The organism is Falsihalocynthiibacter sp. SS001 (assembly GCF_042445055.1).
In the GTDB taxonomy this organism is placed as follows: Bacteria; Pseudomonadota; Alphaproteobacteria; order Rhodobacterales; family Rhodobacteraceae; genus Falsihalocynthiibacter.
This window is the reverse complement of sequence record NZ_CP170339.1, coordinates 350,376-367,500: the sequence shown is the minus strand read 5'-3', so window position 1 is coordinate 367,500 and position 17,125 is coordinate 350,376. Positions and strand designations below refer to the sequence as shown.

The following is a 17,125-nucleotide window of genomic DNA, read 5'->3' as shown; positions in this document are numbered from 1 at the left end:
AAAGGGGTGGGCTGACATGGATATCTTCTCTCATTAAGGCGCGCACTGGCATAATGTCGCCACCCAATCGCACTCAATATGTGCGCGCGGCGACGCACATGGTAAGATGTGCAAAAAACGAGCGGACAAATGTTTAGTCACGACAATACGTATTCACGCTTTATCTCATGGGCCAAGATCATCCTGCCCCTGTTGGCGCTGGCTATTCTGTCGACTGTTTTCTTGCTCGCGCGGCCCGTGGACCCAACCAAAGCCATTCCCTTTGCTAAGGTCGACGTCGAAGAAATGGCACGCGAGCGCGGGATTACGTCTCCCAACTATTCGGGGATTACACGTGATGGCGCGGCTATTTCGGTATCGGCGGCCTCAGCCAAGCCAGATCCCTATGGCGTGAGTGGTGTCCTAACGACCGAGGGATTTAACGCCCAGATGGAATTCCCCGAGGGCGCCACCGTCGAGATTTCCTCAACCAACGGTAAGCTCGACAGTAACGCGCAGCGCGCCCAGCTAGAGGGGCAAGTCCTTGTCACCAGCTCTACTGGATATGTCATTCGCACCGAGCGCGTGGACGCCTCGCTTGCGGATGCGCGCTTTACGTCTGATGTGCCAATTTCGGCCGCGGGTCCTATCGGAAAACTCAACGCGGGTGCCATGGAACTCACTCAACACAATCAGAACTATCTTCTGGTTTTCAAAAATGGTGTGAAACTGGTATACGATCCGCAAGAGACAATTCGGGGTGAACAGTAATGCGCTATTTTCTGGCGATTTTTTTGATATTCGGCTTTGCGCACTTGGCCTCGGCTCAGAGCACCCAGATCCCGTTTGGCGGGCTGGAACACGACGCGACACTCCCTGTCGAAGTCGTCGCGGACACACTGCAAGTGGATCAGAGCACCGGCAACGCTACCTTCATCGGGAATGTTGTTATCGGACAGGGCGAAATGCGCCTCACCGCGGACACCGTTATTGTTGAATACAAAACCAACCAAGGCGAAGAGTCAGGCGGCAAGATCAGCCGCCTGCGCGCCAGTGGCAATGTTGTTCTGGTGAACGGACCCGAAGCCGCAGAAGCCGCAGAAGCCGCAGAAGCGGTGTACACCATTGATAGCGCCGAGGTCGTGATGACGGGTGATGTTGTCCTGACACAAGGAAGCAATGCTCTCTCGGCGAACCAGATGACTGTCGACCTGAACACAGGGCGCGCGCAGATGAGCGGCCGCGTGAAAACCATTCTTCAGTCGAGCAATTAACATGGCCTCCACTCCAAAACTCACGATTGCGTCAGAGCGCAGCGATGAGGGTCTTTCGATCCGCAACCTCCGCAAGAGCTATCGACGCAAAACCGTGATTCGAGACGTGTCTATGGAGCTTTCTCGCGGAGAGGTAATCGCGCTCTTGGGGCCGAACGGCTCTGGTAAGACGACCTGCTTTTACTCCATCGCGGGACTGGTTTCGCCAGAGGGCGGACAGGTTCTTGTGGACGGACGGGAAATCACCCTGCTGCCGATGTATCGACGCGCCAAGCTCGGTATCGGGTACCTTCCACAGGAGAACTCGATCTTTCGCGGCCTAAGCGTTGAAGACAACATCCTCTCGATCCTCGAAATCTCGATCAAACACGCCCACAAGCGGCGCGAACGGCTTGAGGAATTGTTGAGCGAGTTTTCCATCGGCCACCTTCGCCGCGCGCCTGCCCTATCGCTCTCGGGCGGTGAGCGTCGGCGCGTTGAGATTGCGCGCTGCCTTGCGGCCTCGCCCGAATTTTTGCTTTTGGACGAACCCTTTGCCGGTGTCGACCCCATCGCCGTAGGAGAAATCCGCGAGCTTGTGGGCCAGCTCAAGAACCGCAATATCGGCGTTCTGATCACGGATCACAACGTTCGCGAAACCCTCGAGATCGTCGATCGGGCCTATATTCTTCATGAGGGAAAAGTCCTGATGAGCGGCACCCCCGACGACGTTATTCGTGATGATAATGTGCGCCGCGTTTACCTCGGAAACGATTTCCGCGTCTCATAACAAAATTTATCTAAATCAATGTCTTATAATTGTGGTCCTCGTTGACCACTCTGAGCCCTATTGACTCAATCGCATTTTAGGCGCCCAATACGATTGATGTATGAAGAACCCCTCACATTACGGGACTCGGCGCCATCATCACGCCGAACTTCAGGCGCGCTTGGCGCGCCTCGCATCACGCCACCATCTAAATTATCTAGATTCCGATCCTATATGTAGGATGTGGCAAATCTTTTCTCGAACCTTGGAGGTTAAATGCAGTATCAAATCAGCGGCAAACAGATCGACATCGGCGCAGCCCTTCAGACACACGTAAAAACCGAAATTGGCTCGATTGTCGAAAAATATGCAGAGCGACCTACAAACGCCCAGATCGTATTTTCCAAGAGCGCGAGTGAGTTTGTTTGTGAGGCTACTGTTCATCTCTCAACCGGGCTTACCGCAACGGCCAAGGCGCATGCCCATGAAATTTATGAAAGTTTTGATAAATGCGGTGACAAACTTGAGAAACAACTGCGCCGTTACAAGCGCCGTTTGAAGGACCATCACCGCGAAAGAACGCAGCCTGTTGAACTTTCGGCGGCTTCCACGTATATCCTCGCCGGATCAGATGGATTAGAAGAATCAGAACCCGAGAATCTACAACCAATGATTGTCGCGGAAATGGAGACCAAGATTGCGTCCCTCTCTGTGGGTGAAGCCGTTATGCAGATGGAACTCTCAGGGGCCCCCGTTCTGGTTTTTCGCAATGAAGGAAACAGTGGTGTGAACGTGGTCTACCGTCGGGAGGACGGCAACATAGGTTGGATAGACCCAGTAACGACGAGCTAGGATAACCTGGCCCACACTCGAGCAGAAGTGACTAAGATGGACCTAACGAGCATACTTAAGCCCGAAGCGGTGAAAGTGATCGCGAATGTGACGAGCAAGAAACGCCTCTTTCAGGATCTGGGAGAGGTCGCCCGTTCTGTGCATTTGCTATCCGCCAACGAAGCCACCGATGCTCTACAAGAGCGCGAGAGCCTTGGCCCAACAGGTGTGGGCCATGGCGTAGCGCTTCCACATGCCCGCCTTAAAGGTTTGGACTCTGTTGCTGGCGTTTTCTTGCGCCTCGATCGCCCGCTTGATTTTGATTCAGTGGACCGTCAGCCGGTTGACCTTGTTTTCGCGCTCTTTGCACCTATCGATTCCGGCGTTGAGCACCTCAAGGCGCTCGCGCTTGTTTCGCGTACAATGCGTGACTCAAAAATCTGCGAAAAACTTCGTGCGAATGACGATCCGCACACACTTCACGCCATTCTTACAGAATTGCAATCGGCGCGCGCTGCCTAGTCTCGCCACGCGCCGAATCCGAACGTCACATAATCACGTTTATACGCCTCTTGGGCGGCGCTCTCGATATCTGCATCATAGATATCATCCAGCGCATAAGGCTTGGCGGCAGGTTCGTCTTCAATCTCGATGTTCTCGTGCCCCATGCGATAGGCCAAGTATTCCAGATCCGTCTCTAGCGTATCTTCGCGAAGGATCATATCCGGCGCAGCAAAGCCCGCGTATGCCTCAATCATAGACGCCTGACTCGACCACGCCATGTCGTTCCGGATCGCCGTTTGTCCCGCGAGGTTCGCTTTGAGAAATTTCAGAAACCCAAGGAACGCCGCACGATGTGCCGCAAGGTCGTAATCCGAGCTCGTCGGATCATCGGGAAGCGGAACATTATGCACTCGCTTCAACGACTCACGAATTTTAGGAAAGGCACGCGGGCCATGGTTCAAGATCGTTTGGCAAAACGCCTCATGCGCGCGGGCAACGGGATGGCGCACAACGGTAAAGCTACGATGCCCCGTGTTATCCAGCTTCCACTGTCGCAAATCGTTCTGGGTCAGCTTTTCACGCAACTCGCCGCCGCCCAGCGCCCTAAGCCAGTTTTTCACCCGCTTGTTCGGGCCAGAAGGCATTGGCAAAAACAATAGCGGAACCTTGGCCGCGGCGACATACCGATTCACTCCTGCGTTTCGGACGGGCTCGTAATTTGGCACAGACAACAGGCCGAAATAATCCTCATTGCCCAGCGCCTCGCGCATTTCCGAAGGGTTCGCGACCTTCTCAAGCAACGAACTCGGGTTCTGCTTTTTGAGTTGCTTACTTAGGCCGTCGAGTCTCTCTTCCACGCCCAAAAACTGCGCCAGTCCATTCATGACTTCGACGTTACGGATGTCTTCGTAATCTAGAGAGAACGCCGTCTGTCCACTCAGTTGCAACTGGTGAACAACATCATGCCGAAACGATTGAGTGCGTCGCAGGGTTTCATTGAACTCATCCGCATCAAACAGAACCTTCGCGGTCTTTTGGTGGGTTACATTCGTCAGCTTCCACTGCCCCGTCGCACGCGCAATCTTGAGGCTGATATAGCTCTCGACGGGATTGCGGCTCAGGATGATTTTGGCACAGCTTCTATCATCAAGGACCGCCTTGGCCACGCGCGGATCGTGGTCGTGAAAATACCTAAAACCCGCAATTCCCGGCGCATCCTTGATTGCATCCAGTAACGCGAGGGGATTTTTTTCGCGTTGTTCAAGCGTCACGCCCAACACGTCTGCCCTTTGCGGACCACCAACGAAATGTGGATTGAATGCTTCGCCGCAACACTTCAGCCCTTCAAAGGCATTGATGTTTTCCTCAAGAAAGTTCGAACCCGTCCGCATTTCTGCGAAGATCACGAAGTGGGTATATTGTTTTTTCATAAGGGCTTACTTCATCAAATACGGTTTGCGAGGAGCTTTAGCCGCGGATTTCTTTTCCATGGTATTCGAGAAATCGCCCATTAGATACGGGTGCATTCCCTCGTTCTTAAGGCGCTGAATAAATTGGGTAACGCCAGTTAAATCAACAAGTTCCGGAATATCGGGCAACTGATGATCCGCGCGCACACCGATTTCTTCGACGGCTTTGCTTAGGTGCTCTACTGGGGCTTGGATAAACTCGGCCATCGTCACAATCTCGACCCGCGCCCTTGTACGTGGCGCGCGCAGTATGTCCAGCTGCTGGCTCTCTACTTTTTGCAACCGCGCGCATATCTTGCGGATCGCCTCAAACTCCAGCCCAGAATGGAACAGCGGCACAACCCAAGCACCCGACACCACCGAAATACTCGCATTCTGATCGCGCGCTATGAAATGGCATACTTTTTGCGTGTCCCTCGGACCGTACTGAAAAACTTGCCGCTCTCCGCGCGCATTCCATATCAGATTCCGCAGGAACTCGGACGGAGCATAATCCCTAAGCACTGCATTATCCGCCAAACAGCCTGCAAAATAGGGTTCTCTATTTGCGAACTCAACGCGCTCGGGCGCAAAGAGATGCCCGTGAACGCGCGCGCCAGTATATCCAGCCAGCCAGCTTTCAAACCCAATGAAGAGCTCCGTATATCCCTGAAGCATCGAATAACGCGACGCGGTGATCCCGTTTTCCCAATTCACATTGGGCGCGCGGCTCTGCATCACAAGGCCGGGCCGCCCCTTGGTTCGTTGCGCGAGGGATTTTGTGAAAATTCGGTCAATTTTGCCTGATTTAGGCTCTGCTGTGCGCTTTGGCTTGTCGTTCTCGGAAAGGAAAACATCGTAAAGCTTGTCGGCCCTGTCCCAGATCTTGCGCGCTATGAAACAGTCTGAGCGCTGTAAGAGCTGTATATGATCGTCATAGAAAACATGTGGTTTTCCCTGAAAGTCGAACTTTGACAGGGTAAGCGAGCGGCTCTCGATATTGGTGGAGTGGATTCGCGCGAGGGACTGGAAGTAACTCTCGTCCGGAATCCAGACACGTTTGAAGTACTTATCATATTTCGCACGATCCGGCGCCTCAAGGATCGCCCTAAGGGTAGTACGCGTTAGGCACCACCACTGGGACCCCATATGAGGGACTAACCCGTCAGGAATCCGCCGTTTGAAACCGATTTTCCGCTGAAATCGAACGTACCAATCAAACCTTTTGCGGTGCTTTTTCCATGAGAACGGAAAGCGAAGCGTAAAACGTTCCTTGTCCAACCCGTCCATGGTCCATGGCACATCGTCGGTCGTCGCACTCTCGATAAAATCGGTGTTTGGCCGCGCCCCAAGATACGCCCTAAGCTCCGTCACGGGTCGAAGAGGCATACATACGCCAGAGGCGAGCAAGACGTGTTGCACATCGCCGAATTTCGCAAGCAGCATTTCCGCCCCTGCCTGCGTTGCCTCCACAAGTGACCACCTACCCCATTCGCATCTATGGCGCTCACAGAACATGACGCCATCCAAATCCGCGAGGGATGAAACCAATGCATCATAATTTTCCTGCGGGACAGCTTTGTCCACGTGAATAACAACAGGACACCCGCCTTCATGCCAATGACGCGCCACTTGCGGCGCGCGCTTAAGCGAGCCATGGACAAGCATCACGACCCCGAGGCTCATGCCCAGTTTCCCTTTGACATAAGGCCCAGCATTTCTAACTGGCGCCAGTTGATGAACTTCTCGCTCCACTTGCACCAAAGCTCGGAATTATCCTTGAGGTTGGCGGCATAGGCCCGATACTCGTGGCTGTTGGCGAAATGCTCGTTGCGCTCTAGCTCCTCCTGCGCCTTGGCACCGAAAGTATCAAGGAATTTGGCATGCATCAGACAACCGCTCGTTTTCTCTCCGCCCCATTCGTCATAGACAAGGTTCAAGCCGCGCGGCAACAGTGCGTGGGTGCTGCTGGTATAAACGTACTTACGGTCCCATTTAACCAGCGGCGTTTTATTCAATGCAGGCGCCCTTTCCGGCTTTTGGGCAAAGAACGCACGAGCACGCGGCCCTCCCTGAATCCAGAGATTCCCATACACATTGTTGCGTTTGAACGTGTAGTTCCCGCTATCAAACCAGTTCAGAATCTCGAAAGGATTTTGGCCCGCCTGATAGGGCGCTCCATCAACCGAACCCTTTGGATACATGTCCAACAACATTGCCGAGAAACTGCGGATCGAAGACGCATCAAGCCAATCGGTCAGCGCCACAAGCGAGCGAGAGTCGCAGAACGGAAAGATCAGAAACTCGTCAATATCAACGGTCAGGCACCAGTGACCATGCGCATACTTCATCCGTAGATAATTCAGCCAATCGACACCAAACCGAGAGCGTTTGTAGCTATGCTTCGACGACCAAAGGGAAACATCCGGTTGCCGCGCCAAGTAATCACGACCGCCGTCATCGCTCTTGTTGTCGACAAACACAAAGTGATCGACACCTAAATTGCGGTAATATTCAAGAAAGTACGGAAGGCGGATACTCTCATTTCTCAGGGTCGCAAAAACAAGGATATCATCTGCTTTGATTTGCGCGGTACGGTTGGCAACAGGACTCAGTTCCCGACTCTTGCGAATGGACCTAGCGCGCCATTTCTTGCGCTCTATACGCAGTCGATATGATGTTGCTACACTCAAGCCGTTTCCTCATTCTAGACCACCGACAAGACCTTACCAAAATGCGCGGTCCACGTCGGCAGTGAATCTGGATCAAATTTGATCGGCTCTTCTGACTTATGTTTCGCAGCAAGTGTCTGTATCGTTGACGTCCAAGCGTAACGGTCCTGAGGATTCAGGTAAATGGGCATATCCCCCATAAACTCCTGATAAACAGGCAAATCTGCGCAAACGACCGGGGTTTGAAGAAGGAGCGCCTCTGCTGGCGGAAGGCCGAACCCCTCTGCGAAGGACGGAAACAGCATACCGGCAGCGTTTTGGACGATCTTGGCAACCACGCGGTCGGGAAAGTTATTCAACTCGATTACATTTTCTAGTTTGGCATCAAGGCGGGCAAAGACATCCTCGTTACTCCACCCACGCGCACCGATTAAGACAAGTTGCGGGGCATCATCCCACCCTTCCCAGACATCCAAGAGCAAATGATGGTTTTTGCGTGGTTCGATCGTGCCGACGCAAACAAAATAGGGTCTATCCTGCGCTATTTCATCAGGAAGCGGTGTATCGTCCGGCTGCGCAACTGTAACGCCAAGATGCGCGACGATGCCTGACGGAACACGCCCTATCATCTCGAAATGGCGCTCCCCATCCGCTTGGCTGGCCTTTGAATTATAGATCACCAAATCCGCATATTGGGAAACAGCGCGCATTTTCTCCTCAAACTTCGCAACAGTTCCTGATCGCTGGAATTCGGGAAAATCAATCGGTATGAGATCGTGCACCATAACGGACACATGCGCATCGCATGATTTTATCGCGGCAAGCACTTCCGCACTCAGATTACTGTGCCCAACGTTGATATACGAGAATGCGCGCGGAATAGAGCCTAACACGCTTGTAATTTCGCGCGATTTGGACACGGCGAGCCGATGACAATCGGCTTGTGCGCATCGCTGAGCGGGGCTGAGCTTGCGACGCAACAGAGTATTGATATCCGGCCGCCCCCACGGCGTTTTTCCCACCATCCGCGACCAAAGCGCCTGCGTACCGTTTTCATCAAGAACAACGAATCCGCCGGATATCCGCACAAGCGCAAAGAGGGGCACGCTATCCTGCAAGAGCGCATAGAGATACGCCATCTCGACCCGATCAACACCCGTGAGCGGCCCACGTCCGACACGACTCACGAGGCGCGACAGATCCAACAGCCGTGCGGGTGGTTTATTTGGTGTAATGTCCTGTTTGGTGCCACCGCCATGCATCGGTAATCATCGCCTCCAGTGTCGAGCGGGTTGGTTTCCAGCCCAGCTCTTTTTCGGCTCTAACGCTGCCTGAAACAAGCTTGGTGCAATCGCCAGCACGTCTTGGCCCTTCGTTGAAGGGAACCTCTCGATTTGTGACGGCCTTGGAATGGGAGATCACCTCGCGAACCGAAAAACCGGAACCGGTTCCAAGGTTAAACACGCGGCTTTCCTTACCTTCTTCAAGCCATTTCAAACCCAGAACATGCGCATCAACAAGGTCACAAACATGCACGTAATCCCGAATGCAGGTCCCATCCGGCGTATCATAATCCGTACCGAAAACCGTCAGCGCATCGCGTTTGCCGTCAATCGCATCCAACATAAGCGGGATGAGATGTGTTTCGGGCTGGTGGAATTCGCCCACTTCGCCTTCTGGGTCCGCACCTGCGACGTTGAAATAACGGAAGATTACGTGCTTCAGCCCATGACTCGCTTCAAAGTTCGCGAGGATATCCTCAATCGCACGTTTGCTCGCACCATAAGCGTTGATCGGCGCTTGTGGACAGTTTTCGTCCAAGGTCACATTGTCCTGCTCGCCATAGGTTGCGCAGGTCGACGAGAATACGAACTTCTGACAACCGGCCGCCACTGCGGCTTCGATCAAACAAAGACTACCGGTAACGTTGTTATGCCAGTATTTGCCAGGATTAGTCATGCTTTCGCCCACTTGGGACAAGGCCGCAAAGTGCATAACCGCTATTGGCTCATATTGTTCAAATACCTCATCAAGGCGCGCGCGATCCGTTAAGTCGCCCTGTTCAAACGGGCCGAACTTTACCGCATCCTGCCAACCTGAGATAAGATTATCAAAAGTTACGGGCGTATAACCAGCCGCCCTCAAAGCCTTACAAGCGTGCGAGCCGATATAGCCCGCGCCGCCGGTAACCAGAACATTTGCCATAATGCCCCCTACTGAGCCGCAGCGCGGTGCGCGAGCATATCGGTCATGTAAGACATCAACTCATCCCGCAACTCAGCGCGAGCAAGGCCGAACGCCATCGTGGCCTGCAAAAACCCTGCTTTAGAGCCGCAATCAAACCGCTCTCCTTCAAAACGAAAGCCATGAACATCGCGGCCTCTGGTGATTTCTTCGGCAATCGCATCCGTCAATTGAACTTCATCGCCCGCACCTTTTTTCATTTGGTTCAAAGTGCGAAGAACATCAGGGGTGATGATATAGCGGCCAATCACGGCCAGATTGGACGGCTGTTCTCCGAGGGGTGGTTTTTCGACCATTCCCTTGACCTTAACGAGGTTACCTTTGTCCTCTTTGATGTCGAGAATACCGTATGACGACGCCTTATTCGTCGGGACATCCATCGCCGCAACCATACATCCGCCAGTCTCCTCATAGGCCTCAACCATCTGCTTTAAGCACGGTTTTTCGGCAGCAATCACATCATCCGGCAAGATTACGGCGATAGGCTCATTTGAAATGAGACGACGCGCGCACCAAACTGCGTGCCCAAGGCCCATCGCTTTGTGCTGTCGGATATAGGCGATCTCGCCACTGTCCATATTGGTGGATTTGAGCGTCTCAAGGAGTTCGTCTTTGCCCTTCTTGCGAAGCTCGTTCTCAAGCTGTGGCGCGTGGTCAAAGTAATCCTCAAGCGCCCCTTTGCCGCGGGATGTCACAAAAATAAACTCTCGAATTCCTGCTTCGCGGGCCTCATCAATCGCGTACTGAATGAGAGGGCGATCAACCAAAGTCATGATTTCTTTTGGAACGGATTTTGTGGCTGGAAGAAATCTTGTTCCCAGTCCTGCGACTGGGAAAATGGCTTTGGTCACTTTACGTTTCATAATCTACTCAAATTTTTGTTTCAGCGTAATTTGCTTCTGCAAAAGTTTAGACTTAATTATCCTAAATTGAAATGACTAACCTTTTAAGTCGCGTCGCGCGGTATAATTCCGCAACAACCCTCTGCTAGCTGCGTTTTTACAGCTCTCGGAACAGGTTGCTACGCGAAATTTCGTCACGTGCTCGGGATTTGAAATTATACGGCTGGAATAATGGTTGATCGCGTCCAGACCTTCCGAAAACACCGCCGCTTTGCTCCCAAAAACCTTCGTTGGTGAACCTGACGCGGTGGTAAAGCGTGGTGGGACTGAGGAGGACGAGCGTTACGCGATAACCTTGCTGTACAAGCTTGGCTGCCTCTTCGCGCAAACGCCGCCTACTCCAGAAACGCCCCGCAAGCGCTTTGTGCCGATACGGTGCGGCGACGAATTTCCGCATCGGCTCTTTGCTCGCCGGGATCGGTTTGGGTTTCTGAAGCGCGAGGTGCTTCCCCTCTTCATAGCCATCAGTGAGTGTTTTCATCAGACGTCGAACGCTATGTGGCTCTAACGTGCCGCGTTGCAGATGCCTAAGGAGGCGCTTGCGCTGTTCGATCACCTCAACACGCCAAGCCATATCCGCATCAAACGGATCTGCATATTTCCGTTGAAACAGTGCCGTTGAACGCCCGACCTCAAAAAGCGTTTTCGGCGCGCGCTCTGCTGTTCTGCACGCAGATGCGGCGTAGGCGTGATGAACCTGAGCGAGCGGAACGATTTCGGTTGAGTACCCCTCAATCGCGAGACGCATGTTCACATCGGTATCATCGAAATAGTAGCGAAAGACCGGATCAAACCCGCCCAAGTTCGCCAAAATATCGCGACGGAAGGCGCAATTGGTTCCCTCAGTCTTGATTGCCTGAGCGCCTTGAGGCGAGAAAATTACCGAGTTCCGGCTTGGCACCTGAAGTGGGCGTAAACGTCCAGCGGAATCGACACTATTGGCGCGCCATTGGAACGATATCCCGTTGCGCCCCCGCACATACCCGCCCGCTGCGGCTACATCGCTTTCAAGGAATGGCGCTGCCAGCCGTGAAAGCCAGCTTGGCTCGGGAACGGCGTCATCGTCGATGAATGCAACGATATCTCCCGCGGCGGCTCCAAGGCCCAGATTACGGGCCTCGGAGATGTTCGCTTTATCGAATGCAATCTGCTTGAGTTGCGCAGCGAACGGAAGGGTCGCAATTGCGTTCAAGCCCGCAGGATCCGCCACAACGATCACTTCGTAATCGGGGTGATCAAGCTGAGACACCCCGATTAAACAACGCACGAGAGCATCTGGCCGCTCGCGGCTAACGATGATGACGCTTGTGGCGGGAGCGCGCATTAGGCCTTTTTCAGATCAACGCCCGGTGCATAGGCGATAAAGAACGGGTTGGCGTAGTCGTCTTTTCCGTAGGTCAGAGGCGTGTGATCATCAAACCGAACCACATCACCACCCGCGCCCAGAAGCACCGCATGACCAGCAGCCGTATCCCACTCCATTGTCCGTCCAACGCGCGGATAAAGATCGGCCTCACCCGTTGCGACCAAGCAGAATTTCAACGAGGAGCCTGCGCTTTTGCTGTCCTTGATGGCGTATTTGTTAATGTAATCTTCGGTAGCCTGATCGCGGTGCGACTTGGACGCCACGATATAAAGTGCGCTGTTATCAGGGTTAGAGACTGATATTGCCTTGGTCGGGCCAACTTTGTCCTTAGCGAAATCGCCTGTTTCCTCAACGGTTTTCCCATCCGCATCGGTATAGAAAAGGCGGTTCTTAGCTGGCGCATAAACGACGCCACGAAGTGGTTTCCCATCAACGACATATGCGATGTTTACTGTGAAATCGCCACGACGGTGAACGAATTCCTTGGTACCATCCAGCGGGTCGACGATGATAAATGTGTCGGCCTTGGAGCTGTGCGATGCGGCCTGCTCTTCGGTGACAAGCGTCACCTCAGGAAATTCCGCACGGATCCCTGCCGAAATGATCGCGTCGGCGGCCTCGTCGGCGGCGGTTACTGGGCTGTCGTCTGACTTGGTTTTTACTTCGAAATCGTCGGAATTATAGATTTCCATGATCTTGTCCCCTGCCTCTAGGGCCAAGCGACGAAAGACGAGCGTTAAATGCGCAAAATCCAAAAGTATCTCCTGATATTGTGTATTCTTGTGTTTCTGTGTTGTCCCCTTAATATCTCATGGTAAGGGAACAGCAAGAATTCCTTGCTATACTTTGCATTTCCCGCACAACCAAGGCAGGGCATTTCGGATGTTTCAGGTCCAAACACACAAACAGGGCGGTTTATATTCGGCCTTTACGCTGCTGGAGTTGATCTATCACGCGACGGTGCGTGAGGTTCGCAAGACACATGGCAATGCGATCATCGGCCTGTTGCTGAACATGATGCAAACGGTCGTCTTGGTTTTGGTGTTTTACCTTATGTTCTCGGTTCTTGGGCTGCGGGGGACGGCGGTGCGCGGTGACTTCCTACTGTATATCATGTCAGGAATCTTTCTGTTTCTCACGCACACCAAGGCAATGGGCGCGGTTGTTGGCTCTGCGGGCCCTACATCGCCGATGATGCTTCATGCCCCCATGAATACGATTGTCGCGATTGCGTCTTCGGCTCTTTCGTCGCTGTATATTCAGGTTCTGTCGATGACGGTTGTGCTGTTCTTGTATCACACGGCCTTCACACCCGTTGTCATCAACCAGCCCGTGGGTGCCTTTGCGATGCTTCTGCTTTCGTGGGCGACGGGCGTTGCGGTTGGAATGGTGTTTCTGGCCCTCAAGCCATGGTTCCCTGGCTTTGTGGCTCTGGCCTCTACGATTTATGCGCGGGCGAATATGATTGCTTCGGGCAAAATGTTCCTCGCTAAGACACTACCGGGGTGGATGCTCTCGATGTTCGACTGGAACCCGTTGTTCCACACAATTGACCAAGCGCGCGGGTTTGTCTTTATCAACTACGTCGCCACCGTTAGCTCAATCAGCTATCCTGTAAAGGTTACGATTGCCCTCACGATGATCGGCCTGATGGGCGAATTTTATACCCGTCGGCACGCTTCTCTGAGCTGGAGCGCAGGCAGGTAAGATTTCGCCGTTTGCCCCCTTGGGAAACTAATCCTACAACTTTATTGATTTTTTTGCCCATGCACGTGTTTTGACTCAGCTTTTGAGCCCAAAAACACGCAAACATTGCCCCGAACCGCTTGCAGGTAAGAAGGGCCATCCTTATATACGCCAAGAAGCATGATCAGGGGCAACTCTGGTTATTAAAACGGATCGGAGCCGAGATGCCTAGCATGGGTCCGCGCTCTGTAACATCGCCTAAGAAAAGGGGTACTTATATTATGGCTAAAGTCATTGGCATTGACCTTGGAACTACAAACTCTTGCGTTGCCATCATGGATGGTTCCGCGCCGCGCGTTATCGAAAACGCAGAAGGTGCACGTACAACACCTTCGATCGTGGCCTTCACTGACGACGAGCGTCTGGTGGGACAGCCCGCTAAACGCCAAGCAGTTACAAACCCTGAAAACACAATCTTTGGTGTAAAACGCCTTATTGGTCGTCGCGCAGACGACAAGCATTTGGCCAAAGACAAAGCGAACCTGCCCTTCGACGTGATCGACGGCGGCAATGGTGACGCGTGGGTAAAAGTACACGGCGACAAATTCTCGCCGAGCCAAATTTCCGCTTTCATCCTCCAAAAAATGAAAGAAACCGCTGAGTCCTATCTTGGCGAAGAAGTAACACAGGCTGTTATCACAGTTCCTGCGTACTTTAACGACGCACAGCGCCAAGCAACAAAAGATGCTGGTAAAATCGCTGGCCTCGAAGTTCTTCGGATCATCAACGAGCCAACCGCTGCGGCGCTGGCCTATGGTCTCGACAAGAAAGAAACACAGACAATCGCTGTTTATGACCTTGGTGGTGGTACATTCGACGTAACCATCCTCGAGATCGACGATGGCCTGTTCGAAGTTAAATCCACCAACGGCGACACGTTCCTCGGTGGTGAAGACTTTGACATGCGCATCGTGAGCTACCTTGCTGAGGAGTTCAAAAAAGAGAACGGCGTTGACCTCACCAAAGACAAAATGGCGCTTCAACGTCTGAAAGAAGCTGCGGAGAAAGCGAAAATCGAGCTTTCCTCCTCAACTCAGACTGAAATCAACCAGCCGTTCATCTCGATGGATCCAAAAGGTGGCCAGCCGCTTCACCTCGTGCTCAAACTGACACGTGCGAAGCTTGAAAGCCTTGTTGGTGATCTTATCAAATCTTCGCTCAAGCCATGTAAAGATGCGCTTAAGGACGCTGGTCTTACAACAAGCGACGTGGACGAAATCGTTCTCGTCGGTGGTATGACACGTATGCCAAAAGTGATCGAAGAAGTTTCCAAATTCTTCGGCAAAGAGCCAAACAAAGGTGTTAACCCAGACGAAGTTGTGGCCATGGGTGCTGCTATTCAGGCGGGTGTTCTTCAGGGCGACGTCAAAGACGTTGTTCTCTTGGACGTGACACCCCTGTCGCTTGGTATCGAGACACTTGGTGGTGTGTTCACACGTTTGATCGACCGCAACACAACAATCCCGACCAAGAAGTCGCAAATCTTCTCGACTGCTGAGGATAACCAAAACGCTGTGACGTTGCGGGTATTCCAAGGCGAGCGCGAAATGGCCGCTGACAACAAAATCCTTGGCCAGTTCAACCTCGAGAACATCCCGCCGGCACCGCGCGGAATGCCACAGATCGAAGTGACCTTTGACATCGATGCCAACGGTATCGTTGAAGTTGGCGCCAAAGACAAAGGCACCGGCAAAGAGCAAAAGATCACGATCCAGGCTTCTGGTGGTTTGTCCGATGAAGATATCGAAGCAATGGTCAAAGACGCCGAAGATAACGCGGACGCCGACAAAGAGCGCAAAGAGCTTATCGAAGCCAAGAACCAAGCAGAGAGCTTGATTCACAGCACCGAGAAAGCCCTCGAAGAGCACAAAGACAAAGTCGATCCGACAACTGTCGAAGCGATCGAATTGGCGATCTCTGCGCTTCAGGACAACCTCGAGACCGAGGATGCTTCCAAGATCAAAGCCGGCATTCAGAATGTAACTGAAGCGTCGATGAAACTTGGCGAAGCGATCTACAAAGCGTCTCAGGAAGAAGCTTCCGACGAACCTTCGGGTGTCGACGAAACTGCGAAATCGCATGATGACGACATCGTGGATGCCGACTTCGAAGATTTGGACGACGACAAACGCTCCTAATAAGGCTCTCGCCTTAGAGAGACCGGCTCGATACGTGTCGGGCCGGTCTTTGCGTTCCCAAAAAGGGGTATACGATGTCTAAACGAGACTACTACGATATTCTTGGCGTCGCCAAAGGGGCCTCGGCGGACGAGATCAAAAAAGGTTTTCGCAAGAAAGCCAAAGAGCTTCACCCAGACAGCAACCGCGACAATCCAGACGCAGAAGCGCAGTTCAAAGAAGCAAACGAAGCCTACGACGTACTCAAAGACGCCGACAAGAAAGCAGCCTATGACCGGTATGGTCACGCGGCATTCGAAGGCGGAATGGGCGGAGGTGGCGGACGTCATCCTGGCCACGGTCACGGCAACGGCGATTTTGCCTCTGCGTTCTCTGATGTATTTGATGACCTGTTCGGCGACTTCATGGGGGGCCGCGGTGGCGGTGGTCCAAGAAGCCGCGCGCAACGTGGTTCCGACCTGCGCTATAGCCTGCGCGTAACTCTCGAAGAGGCTTTCCAAGGGCTGCAGAAAACGATCACTGTGCCGACTTCGGTAAGCTGCGATACGTGCTCTGGCACGGGTGCAGAGAGTGGTGCTGAGCCTGTAACCTGCCCGACCTGTTCGGGCATGGGTAAGGTGCGCGCGCAGCAGGGCTTCTTTACTGTCGAACGCACTTGTCCGACCTGTTCAGGTGCTGGTCAGCTCATCAAGAACCCTTGCGCAGATTGCCAAGGCGCGGGTCGTGTCGAAAAGAACCGCTCGCTTGCCGTGAACATCCCTGCGGGTGTTGAAACTGGCAACCGTATTCGTCTCTCAGGTGAGGGCGAAGCCGGTCTGCGCGGCGGACCTGCGGGCGATCTCTACATCTTTATCGAGGTAGAAGATCACGCGCTGTTCGAACGCGAGGGTGCGAACCTTCACTGCCGTATTCCGGTGAGCATGGTTTCTGCTTCGCTTGGTGGCGACATTGAAGTTCCAACAATCGACGGTGGCCGAAGCCGCGTGAAGATCCCGTCAGGCAGCCAATCCGGCCGTCAGATGCGACTTCGCGGCAAGGGTATGCCAGCGGTTCGCGGCGGTGCGCATGGCGATATGTTCATCGAGCTTGCGGTTGAAACACCCGTGAACCTGACAAGCCGTCAGAAAGAGCTTCTTCGAGAGTTTGGCGACATCCAAGCCAACAACAATCCCGAAGAAAGCAGCTTCTTTTCCAAGGTGAAAACCTTCTGGGACGGAATGAAAAGTTAACTCAAGTTAACTAAATTTTTAGGGAATCGTTTCAGGCTATTTTT

The 17,125-nt window shown here is 53.2% G+C and carries 17 protein-coding genes (1 of these 17 running past the window's edge); 9 read left to right on the top strand and 8 right to left on the bottom strand.

Going from position 1 to position 17,125, the window contains the following annotated elements; all coding sequences use genetic code 11:
* From ACFE33_RS01765 to ACFE33_RS01740, 6 genes are all read left to right on the top strand, one after another.
* Positions 1-37, top strand: partial view of a ribonuclease D gene (locus tag ACFE33_RS01765; RefSeq protein ID WP_380056109.1) — the 3' end only. Its footprint begins 575 nt before the window's first position; the window shows 37 of its 612 coding nt (coding positions 576-612); its start codon lies off the left edge, out of view; the stop codon is at positions 35-37.
* Positions 38-129: 92 nt separating this feature from the next.
* Positions 130-750 (top strand): LPS export ABC transporter periplasmic protein LptC, encoded by a 621-nt coding sequence (lptC, locus tag ACFE33_RS01760; protein WP_380056107.1) that lies wholly within the window; start codon positions 130-132, stop codon positions 748-750.
* Positions 750-1,253 (top strand): lipopolysaccharide transport periplasmic protein LptA, encoded by a 504-nt coding sequence (lptA, locus tag ACFE33_RS01755; RefSeq protein ID WP_380056104.1) that lies wholly within the window; start codon positions 750-752, stop codon positions 1,251-1,253. Before lptC ends, lptA begins: the two co-directional genes overlap by 1 nt.
* A 1-nt stretch (position 1,254) precedes the next feature.
* Complete coding sequence (gene lptB, locus ACFE33_RS01750) at positions 1,255-2,022, top strand: LPS export ABC transporter ATP-binding protein (protein WP_380056101.1); 768 nt, start codon at positions 1,255-1,257, stop codon at positions 2,020-2,022.
* 255 nt (positions 2,023-2,277) lie between these two features.
* Complete coding sequence (hpf, locus tag ACFE33_RS01745; RefSeq protein ID WP_380056099.1) at positions 2,278-2,853, top strand: ribosome hibernation-promoting factor, HPF/YfiA family; 576 nt, start codon at positions 2,278-2,280, stop codon at positions 2,851-2,853.
* 36 nt (positions 2,854-2,889) lie between these two features.
* A complete protein-coding gene (locus tag ACFE33_RS01740; RefSeq protein WP_380056096.1) occupies positions 2,890-3,354 on the top strand; it encodes a PTS sugar transporter subunit IIA in 465 nt (154 codons plus the stop codon).
* Here ACFE33_RS01740 and ACFE33_RS01735 read toward each other — a convergent pair.
* The 8 genes from ACFE33_RS01735 to cysQ form a co-directional block, all read right to left on the bottom strand.
* The gene (locus ACFE33_RS01735) at positions 3,351-4,766 is read right to left on the bottom strand and encodes a nodulation protein NodH (RefSeq protein WP_380056094.1); all 1,416 of its coding nucleotides are present in this window, start codon (positions 4,764-4,766) and stop codon (positions 3,351-3,353) included. The two genes, ACFE33_RS01740 and ACFE33_RS01735, sit on opposite strands and share 4 nt — an antisense overlap.
* A gap of 6 nt (positions 4,767-4,772) precedes the next feature.
* Entirely contained in the window at positions 4,773-6,470 is a 1,698-nt protein-coding gene (locus ACFE33_RS01730; RefSeq protein ID WP_380056091.1) for a beta-1,6-N-acetylglucosaminyltransferase, read from the bottom strand.
* The gene (locus ACFE33_RS01725; RefSeq protein WP_380056088.1) at positions 6,467-7,477 is read right to left on the bottom strand and encodes a glycosyltransferase family 2 protein; all 1,011 of its coding nucleotides are present in this window, start codon (positions 7,475-7,477) and stop codon (positions 6,467-6,469) included. Before ACFE33_RS01725 ends, ACFE33_RS01730 begins: the two co-directional genes overlap by 4 nt.
* 14 nt (positions 7,478-7,491) lie before the next feature.
* Entirely contained in the window at positions 7,492-8,718 is a 1,227-nt protein-coding gene (locus tag ACFE33_RS01720) for a glycosyltransferase family 4 protein (protein WP_380056085.1), read from the bottom strand.
* A complete protein-coding gene (galE, locus tag ACFE33_RS01715) occupies positions 8,678-9,661 on the bottom strand; it encodes a UDP-glucose 4-epimerase GalE (RefSeq protein WP_380056082.1) in 984 nt (327 codons plus the stop codon). Before galE ends, ACFE33_RS01720 begins: the two co-directional genes overlap by 41 nt.
* Before the next feature lie 8 nt (positions 9,662-9,669).
* Complete coding sequence (gene galU / locus ACFE33_RS01710; RefSeq protein ID WP_380056079.1) at positions 9,670-10,563, bottom strand: UTP--glucose-1-phosphate uridylyltransferase GalU; 894 nt, start codon at positions 10,561-10,563, stop codon at positions 9,670-9,672.
* Positions 10,564-10,699: 136 nt separating this feature from the next.
* Positions 10,700-11,926 carry a glycosyltransferase family 2 protein gene (locus ACFE33_RS01705; protein WP_380056076.1) on the bottom strand — a complete coding sequence of 409 codons (1,227 nt, stop codon included), beginning with the start codon at positions 11,924-11,926 and terminating at the stop codon, positions 10,700-10,702.
* A complete protein-coding gene (gene cysQ, locus ACFE33_RS01700) occupies positions 11,926-12,723 on the bottom strand; it encodes a 3'(2'),5'-bisphosphate nucleotidase CysQ (RefSeq protein ID WP_380056073.1) in 798 nt (265 codons plus the stop codon). The genes ACFE33_RS01705 and cysQ overlap by 1 nt, the downstream gene beginning before the upstream one ends.
* A gap of 127 nt (positions 12,724-12,850) precedes the next feature.
* Between cysQ and ACFE33_RS01695 the strand changes: the two genes are divergently transcribed.
* From ACFE33_RS01695 to dnaJ, 3 genes are all read left to right on the top strand, one after another.
* A complete protein-coding gene (locus ACFE33_RS01695) occupies positions 12,851-13,675 on the top strand; it encodes an ABC transporter permease (protein WP_380056070.1) in 825 nt (274 codons plus the stop codon).
* A 260-nt stretch (positions 13,676-13,935) separates the two neighbouring features.
* The gene (dnaK, locus tag ACFE33_RS01690; RefSeq protein WP_380056068.1) at positions 13,936-15,852 is read left to right on the top strand and encodes a molecular chaperone DnaK; all 1,917 of its coding nucleotides are present in this window, start codon (positions 13,936-13,938) and stop codon (positions 15,850-15,852) included.
* A gap of 74 nt (positions 15,853-15,926) precedes the next feature.
* Positions 15,927-17,081 (top strand): molecular chaperone DnaJ, encoded by a 1,155-nt coding sequence (gene dnaJ / locus ACFE33_RS01685; protein ID WP_380056065.1) that lies wholly within the window; start codon positions 15,927-15,929, stop codon positions 17,079-17,081.
* Positions 17,082-17,125: the final 44 nt, after the last annotated feature.

Excerpts from the sequence above, each read along its gene's own strand:
- lptC (WP_380056107.1), top strand. The coding sequence starts at position 130 with ATGTTTAGTCACGACAATACGTATTCACGCTTTATCTCATGGGCCAAG.
- lptA (WP_380056104.1), top strand. The coding sequence starts at position 750 with ATGCGCTATTTTCTGGCGATTTTTTTGATATTCGGCTTTGCGCACTTG.
- lptB (WP_380056101.1), top strand. The coding sequence starts at position 1,255 with ATGGCCTCCACTCCAAAACTCACGATTGCGTCAGAGCGCAGCGATGAG.
- hpf (WP_380056099.1), top strand. The coding sequence starts at position 2,278 with ATGCAGTATCAAATCAGCGGCAAACAGATCGACATCGGCGCAGCCCTT.
- ACFE33_RS01740 (WP_380056096.1), top strand. The coding sequence starts at position 2,890 with ATGGACCTAACGAGCATACTTAAGCCCGAAGCGGTGAAAGTGATCGCG.
- ACFE33_RS01735 (WP_380056094.1), bottom strand. The coding sequence starts at position 4,766 with ATGAAAAAACAATATACCCACTTCGTGATCTTCGCAGAAATGCGGACG.
- ACFE33_RS01730 (WP_380056091.1), bottom strand. The coding sequence starts at position 6,470 with ATGAGCCTCGGGGTCGTGATGCTTGTCCATGGCTCGCTTAAGCGCGCG.
- ACFE33_RS01720 (WP_380056085.1), bottom strand. The coding sequence starts at position 8,718 with ATGCATGGCGGTGGCACCAAACAGGACATTACACCAAATAAACCACCC.
- galE (WP_380056082.1), bottom strand. The coding sequence starts at position 9,661 with ATGGCAAATGTTCTGGTTACCGGCGGCGCGGGCTATATCGGCTCGCAC.
- galU (WP_380056079.1), bottom strand. The coding sequence starts at position 10,563 with ATGAAACGTAAAGTGACCAAAGCCATTTTCCCAGTCGCAGGACTGGGA.
- ACFE33_RS01705 (WP_380056076.1), bottom strand. The coding sequence starts at position 11,926 with ATGCGCGCTCCCGCCACAAGCGTCATCATCGTTAGCCGCGAGCGGCCA.
- ACFE33_RS01695 (WP_380056070.1), top strand. The coding sequence starts at position 12,851 with ATGTTTCAGGTCCAAACACACAAACAGGGCGGTTTATATTCGGCCTTT.
- dnaK (WP_380056068.1), top strand. The coding sequence starts at position 13,936 with ATGGCTAAAGTCATTGGCATTGACCTTGGAACTACAAACTCTTGCGTT.
- dnaJ (WP_380056065.1), top strand. The coding sequence starts at position 15,927 with ATGTCTAAACGAGACTACTACGATATTCTTGGCGTCGCCAAAGGGGCC.